At 72.2% G+C, this 12496-nt stretch carries 10 protein-coding genes and 2 tRNA genes; 9 read left to right on the top strand and 3 right to left on the bottom strand.

What is annotated here, in order from left to right:
* Positions 1-2 precede the first annotated feature (2 nt).
* On the top strand, positions 3-758 hold the full coding sequence (locus AB0C99_RS14135) for an AIM24 family protein (RefSeq protein ID WP_362474312.1): 756 nt from the start codon (positions 3-5) through the stop codon (positions 756-758).
* 64 nt (positions 759-822) lie between these two features.
* Here AB0C99_RS14135 and AB0C99_RS14130 read toward each other — a convergent pair whose 3' ends face one another.
* On the bottom strand, positions 823-1344 hold the full coding sequence (locus tag AB0C99_RS14130; protein ID WP_362474309.1) for an NUDIX hydrolase: 522 nt from the start codon (positions 1342-1344) through the stop codon (positions 823-825).
* Entirely contained in the window at positions 1341-2777 is a 1437-nt protein-coding gene (locus AB0C99_RS14125) for a zinc-dependent metalloprotease (protein WP_362474307.1), read from the bottom strand. The genes AB0C99_RS14130 and AB0C99_RS14125 overlap by 4 nt, the downstream gene beginning before the upstream one ends.
* A 211-nt stretch (positions 2778-2988) precedes the next feature.
* Between AB0C99_RS14125 and AB0C99_RS14120 the strand changes: the two genes are divergently transcribed.
* The 4 genes from AB0C99_RS14120 to AB0C99_RS14105 all read left to right on the top strand — a co-directional run bounded on the left by AB0C99_RS14120 (position 2989) and on the right by AB0C99_RS14105 (position 6228).
* Complete coding sequence (locus AB0C99_RS14120; RefSeq protein WP_362474304.1) at positions 2989-4098, top strand: SDR family oxidoreductase; 1110 nt, start codon at positions 2989-2991, stop codon at positions 4096-4098.
* Positions 4099-4212: 114 nt separating this feature from the next.
* Entirely contained in the window at positions 4213-4686 is a 474-nt protein-coding gene (locus tag AB0C99_RS14115) for a molybdenum cofactor biosynthesis protein MoaE (RefSeq protein WP_362474302.1), read from the top strand.
* Between the two features lie 188 nt (positions 4687-4874).
* A complete protein-coding gene (locus AB0C99_RS14110) occupies positions 4875-5096 on the top strand; it encodes a hypothetical protein (protein WP_362474628.1) in 222 nt (73 codons plus the stop codon).
* A gap of 43 nt (positions 5097-5139) precedes the next feature.
* A complete protein-coding gene (locus AB0C99_RS14105; protein ID WP_362474299.1) occupies positions 5140-6228 on the top strand; it encodes a PDZ domain-containing protein in 1089 nt (362 codons plus the stop codon).
* Between the two features lie 14 nt (positions 6229-6242).
* On the opposite strand, the gene AB0C99_RS14100 is transcribed toward AB0C99_RS14105, so the two are convergent.
* Positions 6243-6794, bottom strand: coding sequence for a PPA1309 family protein (locus AB0C99_RS14100; RefSeq protein WP_362474297.1), 552 nt, complete (start codon positions 6792-6794; stop codon positions 6243-6245).
* A gap of 208 nt (positions 6795-7002) precedes the next feature.
* On the opposite strand from AB0C99_RS14100, the gene AB0C99_RS14095 reads away from it, so the two are divergent.
* The 4 genes from AB0C99_RS14095 (at position 7003) to AB0C99_RS14080 (ending at position 12398) form a co-directional block, all read left to right on the top strand.
* Positions 7003-9996, top strand: coding sequence for a UPF0182 family protein (locus AB0C99_RS14095; RefSeq protein ID WP_362474295.1), 2994 nt, complete (start codon positions 7003-7005; stop codon positions 9994-9996).
* 48 nt (positions 9997-10044) lie between these two features.
* A tRNA-Met gene (locus AB0C99_RS14090) sits at positions 10045-10118 on the top strand.
* Between the two features lie 204 nt (positions 10119-10322).
* On the top strand, positions 10323-12251 hold the full coding sequence (locus tag AB0C99_RS14085; RefSeq protein WP_362474292.1) for a tetratricopeptide repeat protein: 1929 nt from the start codon (positions 10323-10325) through the stop codon (positions 12249-12251).
* A 73-nt stretch (positions 12252-12324) separates the two neighbouring features.
* Positions 12325-12398: transfer RNA gene (locus AB0C99_RS14080), tRNA-Met, on the top strand.
* Positions 12399-12496: the final 98 nt, after the last annotated feature.

Here is a 12496-nt window from a genome sequence, read left to right as displayed (position 1 = left end):
CCATGCAGAGCCCGCTTTTCAACCACGCCGAACAGCAGAGCCAGGAGCGGTACGTCGTCCAGAACCCGCAGCTCCTGCGGGTCACCCTCGGCGGCCAGGACGACATCCTGGCCCGCAAGGGGGCGATGGTCGCCTACCAGGGGCTCGTCGACTTCGACGGCGAGTACCAGTCCTCCGGCCAGCGCCGGGCCCGCGCCCGCACCGGTGAGGGACTCGACCTCATGCGCTGCTCCGGCCAGGGCACGGTCTACTTCGCCAACCTCGCCCAGGACATCCACGTCGTGGAGGTCGAGCAGGAGGGCCTCACCGTCGACAGCTCGTACGTCCTCGCCCTGGACTCCACGCTGCACACCGAGGTCATCGCCGTCGACAGCCAGTACGGCGTCTCCGGCACCGGCAAGTACCAGCTGAACATCTCCGGCCGGGGCAAGGTCGCCCTGATGACCTCCGGCCAGCCGCTGATGATGCTCGTCACGCCCGACAAGTACGTCAGCGTCGACGCCGACGCGATCGTCGCCTGGTCCACCGGGCTGCGGGTCCAGATGCAGGCGCAGACCCACAACTCGGGCGTCCGCCGCCGCCGCGGCGGCACCGGCGAGGGCTGGGAGCTCAGCTTCCTCGGCCAGGGCTTCGCCCTGGTCCAGCCGAGCGAGGTCATGCCGCCGCAGCACGCCGCCGTCGGCCAGGGCCTCGCCGCCCAGTACGGCGTCGGCCAGCACGGCGCCCACGGGCAGAACCAGAACAACGCCTGGAGCTGAGGCACGGACGGGCACGGGTAAGGGGCGGTCGCCACGGCGACCGCCCCTTACCCGTGCGCGGGGGTCACAGCCGCCGCAGCGAGCTCTCCAGGAGCCGCACCACGGAGGTGTCCGCCACCTCCGCCACCTCGTCGTACGCGAACCAGCGCAGGTCCAGCGACTCGTCGCTGATCGCCGCCTCCGCGCCCGCCGGGGCCAGCGCCGCGTACTGCACGTCCAGGTGCCAGTGGCACGGCGCCGGGATCGGGTGCCGGTCCAGCCGCACCGGACCGCCCGGCAGCAGCGTCAGCCCCGCGATGCCCGACTCCTCGGTCCCCTCGCGCAGCGCCGCCGCCTCGACCGTCGGGTCGCCCTGCTCGCAGTGGCCGCCCATCTGGAGCCACATGTTCAGCTTCTTGTGCAGGGTCAGCAGCACCCGCCCGCGCGAGGGGTCGATCACCAGCGCGCTGCTGGTGAGGTGACCGGCCGTGCACGGCTTGTACATGCCGTCCGGGTGCTCCGCCAGATGCGCCAGATAGACGTCGCGGAGCTCCGGCTGGTCCTCGTACCCCTTCAGGACGAGGACCGCGTCGTCGTACAGGCTCACTCGGACGAACCGCCCTTGCCCTTGTCGTCGCCCTCGGAGCCGCCCTCCGCGTCACCCTTCGCGGCCTCGCCGAGCATCTTGTCCAGCTCGGAGAAGTCCAGGTGCTCGCGGTGCACGAAACCGTCCGGGTCGTCCAGGTCGGTCGCCGTGGGCAGCATGTCCGGGTGCTCCCACAGCGCGTCCCGGCCGTCCGTCCCGCGCGCGTCCGTCAGCGAGGCCCACAGCCGCGCCGCGTCCCGCAGCCGGCGCGGACGCAGCTCCAGGCCGATCAGGGTCGCGAAGGTCTGCTCCGCCGGGCCGCCTGTCGCCCGGCGCCGCCGCAGCGTCTCGCGCAGCGCGTCCGCCGAGGTCAGGCGCGACTTCGCGGCCTCGTGGACCACCGCGTCCACCCAGCCCTCGACCAGCGCCAGCGCCGTCTCCAGGCGCGCCAGGGCCGCCTTCTGCTCCGGGGTGTCCTCCGGCTGGAACATGCCCTGCTGGAGCGCCTCCTGCAGCTGCTCGGGGTGGGTCGGGTCGAGCTGGCCCACCGCCTCCTCCAGCTTCGAGGTGTCCACCTTGATGCCGCGCGCGTAGCCCTCGACCGCGCCGAACAGGTGCGAGCGCAGCCACGGCACGTGCGCGAAGAGACGCTGGTGGGCGGCCTCGCGCAGGGCCAGGTAGAGCCGGACCTCCTCGGCGGGGACGCCGAGGTCCTTGCCGAACGCCTCGACGTTCAGCGGGAGCAGCGCGGCGCGGCCGGCCGGGCCGAGCGGCAGCCCGACGTCCGTCGAGCCGACGACCTCGCCCGCGAGCGCGCCCACGGCCTGCCCGATCTGCTGGCCGAACATGGCGCCGCCCATGGAGCGCATCATGCCGATCAGCGGGCCCGCCATGGCCTGCATCTCCTCCGGGAGCACGTCGCCCATGGCCGTGCCGACCCGCTCGGCGACCGGGTCGACGAGCTGCTGCCAGGCCGGGAGGGTCGCCTCGACCCACTCGGCGCGGCTCCAGGCCACCGCCGTGTTCGCGCCCGAGGGCAGCGAGGTCGCCTGGTCCAGCCACAGGTCGGCCAGGCGCACCGCCTCCTCGACCGCCGCCTTCTCGGACGGGCCGACGCTGGCGTCCTTGACGCCGTCGGGGGTGCCCTGCGCGACGACCTGGCGCGCGATCTGCTTGGCCATGTCCCAGTTGACCGGACCGCCCTCGTAGCTGAGCATCTGGCCGAGCTGCTGGAAGGCCGCGCCCAGGTCCTGCGGGTTCAGCGACCCGAACATCGCGGCGAACGGGTTGTCCCCGCCCGCGCCGCCCATGCCGGGCAGCCCGCCGAAACCGAACGGGTTTCCGCCCTGGCCACCGGACCCCTGGCCACCTCCGGCGGGGTCCTTCTTCTTGCCCTCGTCGCCGTTCTCCGGCTCCTCCGGCGGAAGGCCGAATCCGAATGGGGTGTCACTCACAGGTTTCCTCGGCTCGTAGGGCCGCCGGTCTCACGTCCGACGGCGGATTCTCGGCTCGGCTCGCCTCCCCGACTCCACACCACCAGCGTAGACATCCGTGCCGGATCCGGGCTCGATGCTCCGCCGGGCCGTGGGCTGCGGCAGGATGGACGCCACCTGGTACGTACGCGTCATTCGGGTACGTACTGAAGACAACCGCTGGAGACGCCCGGTGAGTTCCCCAGATCCTCAGGTTCGCGCAGCGCGAAACCACTCGGCCAGGTCCGCCGCGCGCGGGCCCGTCGTCGCGGTCACCGGTGCCGCGACAGGCGTCGGCGACCTCCTGACCAGGCGCCTCGCCGCGTCCGAGGAGATCAAGCAGGTCATCGCCATCGACGAGCGCCGGGGCGAGGTCTCCGAGGCGCAGTGGCACATCCTCGACGTGCGCGATCCGGCCATCGCCGAGAAGCTGCGCGGCGCCGACGTGGTCGTGCACCTGGCCGTCGACCTCGACCTGGAGACCGATCCGGCCGCCCGGAGCGCCTACAACGTGCGCGGCACCCAGACGGTGCTGACGGCCGCCGCGGCGGCCGGGGTGCACCGGGTGGTGCTCTGCACCTCCACCATGGTCTACGGGGCGCTCCCCGACAACGACATCCCGCTGTCCGAGGACGCCGAGCTGCGCGCCACCGCCGAGGCCACCGGCGTCGGCGACCTGCTGGAGATCGAGCGCCTCGGCCGCCGCGCGCCCCGCGCGCACCCGGGACTGCACGTGACCGTGGTGCGGCCCGCCGTGCTCATCGGCGGTACGGACACGGCGCTGACCCGCTATTTCGAGTCGCCCCGGCTGCTGGTGGTCGCCGGGTCCCGGCCGACCTGGCAGTTCTGCCACGTCGACGACCTGGTCAGCGCGCTGGAGTACGCGGCCCTGGAGAAGGTCGACGGGGAGTTCGCGGTCGGCTGCGAGGGGTGGCTGGAGCAGGAGGAGGTCGAGGAGCTGTCGGGGATCCGGCGCATGGAGCTGCCCTCGGCCGTCGCCCTGGGCGCCGCGGCCCGGCTGCACCGGATCGGGCTCACCCCGTCCCCGGCGGGCGACCTGGCGTACACCATGCACCCCTGGGTCGTCAGCGTCGGGCGGCTGCACGACGCGGGCTGGCGGCCGCGCTGGACCAACGAGGAGGTGCTGGCCGCGCTCCTGGAGGAGGTGCAGGGCCGGCACACCGTCGCCGGGCGCCGGCTCGGGCGCAAGGACGCGACGGCGGCGGGCGCGGCCGGTGCCACGGTGGCCCTGCTGGGCACGGCGGCCCTGGTCCGGCAGATGCGGAAGCGGCGCGGCCTGTAGGCGCCGCCGGGCCCGCCTGGGAGCGGCTCCTGTAGGACCCTCCTAGGGAGGCGCGGCGCGACCGGGCGAAAACGCTATTCCGTGTCGTCCGGCCCGTGCGGCACGATGGACGGTATGGCACACACGCACACGCTCCCGAGCGACCACCCCGGCGAGCTGGGCGCGGACGACCCGATCCGGCTGCTGGCGATCCGCGACACGGAGCTCTCGGTCGACGAGGTCTTCCGCGCGGTCGGCGACGACGCCGCCGGCGGCATGACGCTCTTCGTGGGCACGGTACGCAACCACGACGGCGGCGCCGACGTGGACGGCCTCGGCTACTCCTGCCACCCCTCCGCCGACGCGGAGCTGCGCCGGGTCGCCGAGAAGGTCGTGGCCGACTACCCCGTGCGCGCGCTGGCCGCCGTCCACCGGGTGGGTGACCTCCGTGTGGGTGACATCGCGGTCGTCGTCGCCGTCTCCTGCCCGCACCGCGCGGAGGCGTTCGCGGCCTGCCGCAAGCTCATCGACGACCTCAAGCACGAGGTCCCGATCTGGAAGCACCAGACCTTCTCGGACGGTACGGAGGAGTGGGTCGGCGCTTGCTGAATCAAGGGCGCGCATACGAGGGGTGACGGCTCGAACGCAAGGAGCCACGCCGACGACACGTAGTCGAACGCCCCGATTTGCGTAACCGTCCCCCAGGCGTGAGCGTTGGTCCCACGGATGAATAATCTGCTGATCAACTCACTGGGGACCACTGGGGATGGGAGGTCGGGATGGCAGCGCTCGCCTGGTTGCTGATTCCGCTTTTCGCAGTCGTCGGCGCGGCGATATGGGGAAGCTGGGCTTCACGCAACAAGACCATAGGAGACGTCGCCGAGCTCGCGGGCTACGCGCGGTTCAGGGACGCCATGGAGCGGTCCCACACCCCCGCCTCCGCTTCGTCCCGCCCGGAGCACGAACCGGCCCCCGCGGCCGCCGCTCCGACCCCCGCCACGGGCACCACCACCGGCTGAGCCCCGAAGGCGCACTCACAGGCCGGTCCCGTACTGTCGTTCCATGCCACGCCGCACCGCGACGATGCTCGCCTCCACCCTGGTCCTGATCACGCTGCTCTGCGTGGGCGTCCTCATCCCGGTGCCGTACTCGGAGATGAGCCCCGGCCCGACGGTGAACACCCTCGGCGAGGCCCGTGGAGAGCCGGTCCTGCAGATCTCGGGTCGCAAGACCTACCCGACCGACGGCCACCTCAACATGACGACGGTGCGCGTCACCGGCGCGGACTACAACATGAACGCCGTCGAGGCGGTCTACGGCTGGCTCGCCCACGACAGCGTCGTCGTCCCGCACGACACCCTCTACCCGGACGGGAAGACCGAGGAGCAGTCGAGCCAGGAGAACGCCGAGGAGTTCAGCCAGTCCCAGGAGAGCGCCAAGGTCGCCGCCCTCGCGGAGCTGGGGATCCCGGTGACCACCCGGGTCGTCGTCGCCACGGTCGTCAAGGGCACCCCCGCCGAGGGCAGGCTGCACGCCGGTGACGTGATCCGCGCGGTGGACGGCGTGGCCGTCAAGGAGCCCGGCGACGTCGCCAAGCAGGTCACCAAGCGCAAGCCCGGCCAGGACGTCGAGTTCACGATCGTCCCCGCCAAGGAGGCGGCGGCGGCCGAGAAGGCCCACCGGGAGGCGAAGACGACCGAGAAGGTGGTGCTCACCACCACCAAGTCGGAGGAGGGCGACCGGGCCATCGTCGGCATCCAGGCCGGCACCGACCACGTCTTCCCGTTCACCATCGACATCAAGCTGGCCGACGTCGGCGGCCCCAGCGCCGGGCTGATGTTCGCGCTCGGCATCGTCGACAAGCTCACCCCGGAGTCGCTCACCGGCGGCAAGTTCATCGCCGGCACCGGCACCATCGACGACAAGGGCAAGGTCGGCCCGATCGGCGGCATCGAGATGAAGCTGGTCGGCGCGCGCGACGCGGGCGCCCAGTACTTCCTCACCCCGGCGGACAACTGCGCCGCGGCCGCCGCCGACACGCCCGACGGGCTCACCCTGATCAAGGTGAACACCATCGACGACGCGACGAAGTCCCTGGAGCTGCTGCGCAAGGGCGACACGGCGTCCCTGCCCAGCTGCTCCAAGGGCTGACCCCGGCGGGCGGCTCAGGAGACGAAGGTCGCCGCCAGCGCCTCGGCGAGGCCCGGCACCAGGTCGGGCCCGGTGAGCACCTCGGTGGCCGAGTCCTTCTCGCGCAGCCGGATGGCCGCCTCGCGCGTGCCGTCACGCAGCACGGCCACGGTCATCCGGACCTCCTGGCGGTCCGGGTGCCGGGCCACCCACTTGGCGAGCGCGGCGCCGCCCAGGTCCTTGGGCACGGCGGCCTCGGCGGACGGCGGCAGCATCATCCGCTCCACGGTCAGCGCGCAGCCGGCGACCGCGTCGGGCCAGACGACGGTGCCGAGGAACTTGTCGAGCGGCACGGAGGTCGGCACCTCGTCCTGCTCGATCGGGGTGTAGCCGGCGGACTCGGCGGCGAGCCCGAGCTGGGAGGCGAGCGAGGGCTCCCGGGCGCGCAGCCGGGCGGTGTCGACCAGGGCGAAGAGCCGGGCCGGCCGGTCCCAGCCGAGGCCCGAGGCGTACTCGTCGATCTCGAGGACGGCCCGGGTGAGGGGGCTCGCGGCCATCTGGGGGCCGGTGGGGGAAACGTTGGACATGGGCAACATCCTGCCTCCTCCGGCGCCCGGACTCCTCCCGGGCTCCTTCCGGACACCCCCCGGATCCCTCCGGGACTTCCCCGGAGTGGGAAACGCCGGGGCCCGCGGGAACTCGGTAAAGCCTCAGTAAGTTGCATCAGTGGGCTCTACGATCGCGGAGCCTGCTTATCGACGCATCAACCTCGAGGGGCGCACGTTGGCTTTCCAGATGCCGGACCGCGGAGGCGGCACAGGCCCGTCCGGGCCAAGGATCAGAGTCGGCCGGCCGTCCCGGCGGGCCCGTACGCTGCTGATGACGCTGGGCGTGCTGGCCGTCCTCGCCATGGTGTTCGTGATGTTCGCCGGGTTCTGGACGGACTGGCTCTGGTTCCGGTCGGTCCACTACTCGTCCGTGTTCACCACCACGCTGTGGACCAAGATCGGGCTCTTCCTGGTCTTCGGCCTGCTCATGGGGCTGGCCGTCGGGCTGAACATCTGGCTGGCCTACCGGCTGCGGCCGCCGCTGAGCGCGATGTCGCTGGAGCAGCAGAGCCTCGACCGCTACCGGATGGGACTGGCCCCCTTCAAGAAGTGGGTGCTGCTCGCCGTCACGGCCCTGGTTGCCCTCATCGCGGGCGCCTCCGCCTCCGGGCAGTGGCGCACCTGGCTCCAGTGGGTGAACGGGGTCTCCTTCGGACAGAAGGACCCGCAGTTCCAGCTGGACGTGTCGTTCTACGCGTTCGACCTGCCCTGGTACCGCTTCCTGCTCGCCTTCGGCTTCGGCGCCACGGTGCTCTCGCTGATCGCGGCGGCCCTCACGCACTACCTGTACGGCGGCCTGCGGGTCACCAGTCCGGGCGCGCGCGCCACGGCGGCGGCGACCGGGCACCTGTCGGTGCTGCTCGGCGTCTTCGTGTCGCTGAAGGCCGTGGCGTACTGGCTGGACCGGTACGGCCTCGCGGTGAAGTCCAGCGACTTCAAGGCCACCGGCAACTGGACCGGTCTGCGGTACGTGGACGCCAACGCCTACCTTCCGGCGAAGACGATCCTGTTCTGCATCGCGGTCATCTGCGCCCTGCTCTTCTTCGCCACCCTGTGGCGGCGCACCTGGCAGCTGCCGGTGATCGGCTTCGGCCTGATGGTGCTCTCGGCGATCCTGATCGGCGGCCTGTACCCGGCCATCGTGCAGAAGTTCCAGGTCCAGCCGAACGAGCAGGCCAAGGAAGCGCCGTACATCCAGAAGAACATCGACGCCACGCGCAAGGCGTACGACATCGACACCACCGAGCCGGAGAACTACTCGGGCAAGTCGACGGTCAAGGCCAAGGACCAGCTCCGCGCGGACGCCGACACGGCCGCCAGCTACCGGCTGATCGACCCGAACGTCGTGTCGCCGACCTTCCAGCAGCTGGAGCAGAAGCGGAAGTACTACCAGTTCCCGCTGACCCTGGACGTCGACCGCTACGACGGCAAGGACACCGTCGTCGGTCTGCGTGAGCTCAACATCAAGGGCATCCCGAAGCGGAACTGGATCAACGACCACTTCACCTACACCCACGGCTACGGCGCGATCATGGCCGCGGGCACCCAGACGGACGCCAACGGCTCGCCGGTCTTCACCGAGTCCGGGCTGCCGACCACGGGCTCGCTCGGCCCGTACGAGCAGCGCATCTACTACGGCGAGAAGACCGACCAGTACTCGATCGTGGGCGGGCCCCAGAAGGAGCTCGACTACGAGGAGAACGGCGAGAAGACCACCAGCTACCAGGGCAACAGCGGGGTCAGCCTCTCCAACACGTTCAACCGCGCGGCCTACGCCGTCGCCTTCAGCGAGCCGCAGATCCTCTACTCGGGGGCCATCGGCGAGGGCTCGCGGATCCTGTACAACCGCACGCCGAAGGAGCGCGTCGAGGCGGTCGCCCCCTGGCTGACCATCGACGGCGACGCCTACCCGGCGGTCGTGGACGGCCGCATCCAGTGGATCGTCGACGCCTACACGACCACCAACGGCTACCCGTACGCCTCGCGCACCACGCTCGGCGACACCACGGCGGACTCCCTGACGGTCGGCAACCAGCAGCGCGCGGTCGTCGCCCAGCAGAACCAGGTCAACTACATCCGCAACTCCGTGAAGGCCACCGTCGACGCCTACGACGGCACGGTGAAGCTCTACCAGTGGGACGAGAAGGACCCCGTCCTCAAGACCTGGATGAAGGCGTTCCCCGGCACGGTCAAGGACCGCTCGGAGATCGGCCAGGACCTGATGAAGCACCTGCGCTACCCGCAGGACATGTTCAAGGTCCAGCGCGAGCTGCTCACCCGCTACCACGTGCAGGACCCGGCGCAGTTCTACAGCGGCTCGGACGCCTGGCAGGTGCCGGACGACCCGACCAACAAGGACGGCAACGCGGTCCCGCCGTACTACCTGAGCATGAAGATGCCCGGGGAGTCGGCCGAGCAGTTCTCGCTGACGACGACGTTCACCCCGGCGGGCCGGCCCAACCTGGGCGCCTTCATGGCGGTGGACGCCGATGCCAACAGCAAGGACTACGGCAAGATAAGGCTGCTGAGAGTCACCTCGGACGTCCCAGGACCCCAGCAGGTGCAGAACAAGCTCAACAGCCTCCCGTCGGTGGCGACCTTCGTACGGGACATGAAGGGCGCCGACTCCGACATCCTCTACGGCAACCTGCTGACGGTGCCGCTCGACGGCGGCTTCCTGTACGTGGAGCCGGTGTACGCCCAGGGCCGCAACGCGCAGTACCCGCTGCTGAAGAAGGTCGCGGTGTCCTATGTGGACGCGGACCAGCCGGACGGCGACACCACCAAGGACACCACGGTGTTCGAGAACACCCTCACGGAGGCGCTGAACGCGGTCTTCGGGGTCGAGGGCAACACCCCGCCGCCGACCCAGCCGCCGGGCACCACCAAGCCGACGCAGCCGACCCCGCCGGCGAGCAACGACGCCGCGCTGAAGCAGGCCATCGCGGACGCCCAGAAGGCGTACGACGACGGTGAGGCGGCCCTGCAGAAGCAGGACTGGGCGGCCTACGGCAAGGCGCAGGACGCCCTCCAGGACGCGCTCCAGCGGGCCGCGGACGCGGGGGCGAAGCTCCAGGCCCCGGCCCCCGGGGCCAAGCCCGCGCCGAAGACGACCCCGGGCTCCACCGCGAGCCCGCCGGCGACTCCGGCGACGACCCCGCCGGCGAGTCCGGGCGGCTGACACCCCGGAAGGCTCCGCCCCCGCGTCGTGATAGGTTGTATTCACCGACGCGGGGTGGAGCAGCTCGGTAGCTCGCTGGGCTCATAACCCAGAGGTCGCAGGTTCAAATCCTGTCCCCGCTACTGAAGAGGAAGGCCCGGATCCATCTGGATTCGGGCCTTCGTCATGTCCAGGGAGGAGCGGCGTGCCCCGAAGAGCGGTGCGGAGGGGGCGAGTTGGTGCGATTCGTGTTTGACTTGTCTCTCTGTGGGCATGTCGACAAAACGCTGAAGTGACCTCACCGGCTGAGCTATACCAGGTGTACGCGGGTTGCGGGTGGTGCGACGATGGTATTTATGGGGGACAGGGCAACTCTGTTGGAGACAGGGCGGTTTGTGCAGCGGCACGCGAGAAACGCCGCAGACGAGATCATCGAGGCCGCGGGGGCCGTCGATGAGGCCGTCGACACCACTGCCGCAGACGAGACCGAGGCCGAGACCGAGGCCCGCCACCGGCGTGCCGCCGAGAACGGCGACGCCGCCGCGATGAGCGTCCTCGGCGCACTGCTGCTGCGCCGCGGCGACCTGGACGCCGCCGAGCCGTATCTTCGCGGCGCCACCGCCGAGGGCGACCGCGCCGCCGCGAACAACCTGGGTGTCCTGCTGCACCAGCGCGGCTACCCGGACGAGGCCGCCGGCTGGTGGCGGGTCGCCGCCGTCGCCGGCTCCGCGCCCGCCGCGCACGCCCTCGGGCGCCACCACCGCGAGCGCGGCGACGAGCCCGGCGCCGAGTACTGGCTGCGCCAGTCCGCCGAGCAGGGGCACGCGCTCGGCGCGTACGCCCTCGCCGACCTGCTGGAGCACCGCAGCGACGTCGGCGCCGAGCGCTGGCTGCGCGCCGCCGCCGAGCAGGGGCACCGCGAGGCCGCCTACCGGCTGGCGCTCTCCCTGGAGCGGCGGGCCACCGAGCCGGTCCGCGGCCCGCACACCTACGACACCGCCACCGGGCTGCGCACCGCCGCCGACGGCTCCGTACCCGCCGGGGACGGGGCGCCCGCGCCCAAGAGCGGGCTCACCGAGGCCGAGCAGTGGTTCCGGCAGTCCGCCGCACGCGGCCACCGGCGGGCCGCCCTGCACCTGGGCGTCCTCCTGGAGCGGCGCGGCGAGCTCAAGGAGGCCGGCCGCTGGTACCTGACCTCCGCCAAGGACGGCGAGGCCAAGGCCGCCTGCGCGCTCGGCTTCCTGCTGCGCGACGCCGGCGACGAGGAGAGCGCCGCCGTGTGGTGGCTGCGCGCCGCCCAGGACGGCGACGGCAACGCGGCCAACGCGCTGGGCGCCCTGCACGCCGCGCGCGGGGAGCAGCAGACCGCCGAGCGCTGGTACCGGGCCGCCATGGACGCGGGCGACGTCAACGGCGCCTACAACCTGGGCCTGCTCTGCGCCGCGCAGGAGCGCACCGCCCAGGCCGAGCAGTGGTACCGCCGCGCCGCCTACGCCGGGCACCGCGAGGCGGCCAACGCGCTCGCCGTGCTGCTCCTGCAGGCCGGGGACGCGGGCGGCGCCGAGCCCTGGTTCTCCAAGGCGGCCGAGGCCGGCAGCGTCGACGCCGCCTTCAACCTCGGCATCCTGCACGCGGGCCGCGACGACGACCGCACCGCGCTGAGCTGGTACGAGCGGGCCGCCGCCGCCGGGCACACCGAGGCCGCGCTCCAGGTCGGCATCGCCTGCCTGCGCGACGGCGACGAGCAGAGCGCCGAGCGCCACCTGCGCTGCGCGGCGGGCGGCGGCAGCGCCGAGGCGGCCTTCCGGCTCGCCTCGGTCCTCGACGCGCGCCGCCCGGCGCCCGGCCCGCCGGTGCTCGGCGCGCCGCGCGAGGAGAAGAGCGAGTGCGAGGAGTGGTACGAGCGGGCCGCGCAGCAGGGGCACCGGCGCGCCCAGGTGCGGGTCGGGATGCTCGCCGCCGGGCGCGGTGACGTCGCCGAGGCCGCCCGCTGGTACCGGGAGGCGGCCGAGGCGGGCTCCCGCAACGGCGCCTTCAACCTCGGGCTGCTGCTCGCGCGCGAGGGCGGCGAGCGGGAGGCGGCGCTGTGGTGGACGCGCGCGGCGCACGCCGGGCACGGCCGGGCCGCGCTGCGCCTCGCCCTGCTCGCGGCGCGGCGCGGGGAGCTCACCGAGGGGCGCCGCTGGTGCGCCCGCGCGGTGGAGCTCGGCCCGGCGGAGGTCGCGGAGCGGGCGGCGCGGCTGAGCGAGGCGCTGCACCAGGAGCTCACGGCGTAACGGGCGCCACACCCGTCACCCGGACTACTGATTTGCCCTGCTCCGAACGGTCCCGTAAGGTTGTGTTCACCGACGCGGGGTGGAGCAGCTCGGTAGCTCGCTGGGCTCATAACCCAGAGGTCGCAGGTTCAAATCCTGTCCCCGCTACTCAGTAGCCCGAAGGCCCGGATCCGGAAACGGATCCGGGCCGTCGGGCGTGGCGGCCGGGGTGGTGCTCGGGAAGAGCCCCCGGGCCGTCGAGCAGA

Origin of the sequence: Streptomyces sp. NPDC048659 (genome assembly GCF_040650575.1) — a bacterium.
GTDB lineage: Bacteria > Actinomycetota > Actinomycetes > Streptomycetales > Streptomycetaceae > Streptomyces.
Note: the sequence above shows the minus strand (reverse complement) of the source record. Positions and strands in the feature narration are given on the sequence as shown.

Bases quoted from the DNA above. Each gene is read 5' to 3' on its own strand.
- AB0C99_RS14105 (WP_362474299.1), top strand. From the start codon at position 5,140: ATGCCACGCCGCACCGCGACGATGCTCGCCTCCACCCTGGTCCTGATC.
- AB0C99_RS14095 (WP_362474295.1), top strand. From the start codon at position 7,003: ATGCCGGACCGCGGAGGCGGCACAGGCCCGTCCGGGCCAAGGATCAGA.
- AB0C99_RS14115 (WP_362474302.1), top strand. From the start codon at position 4,213: ATGGCACACACGCACACGCTCCCGAGCGACCACCCCGGCGAGCTGGGC.
- AB0C99_RS14135 (WP_362474312.1), top strand. From the start codon at position 3: ATGCAGAGCCCGCTTTTCAACCACGCCGAACAGCAGAGCCAGGAGCGG.
- AB0C99_RS14085 (WP_362474292.1), top strand. From the start codon at position 10,323: ATGGTATTTATGGGGGACAGGGCAACTCTGTTGGAGACAGGGCGGTTT.
- AB0C99_RS14100 (WP_362474297.1), bottom strand. From the start codon at position 6,794: ATGTCCAACGTTTCCCCCACCGGCCCCCAGATGGCCGCGAGCCCCCTC.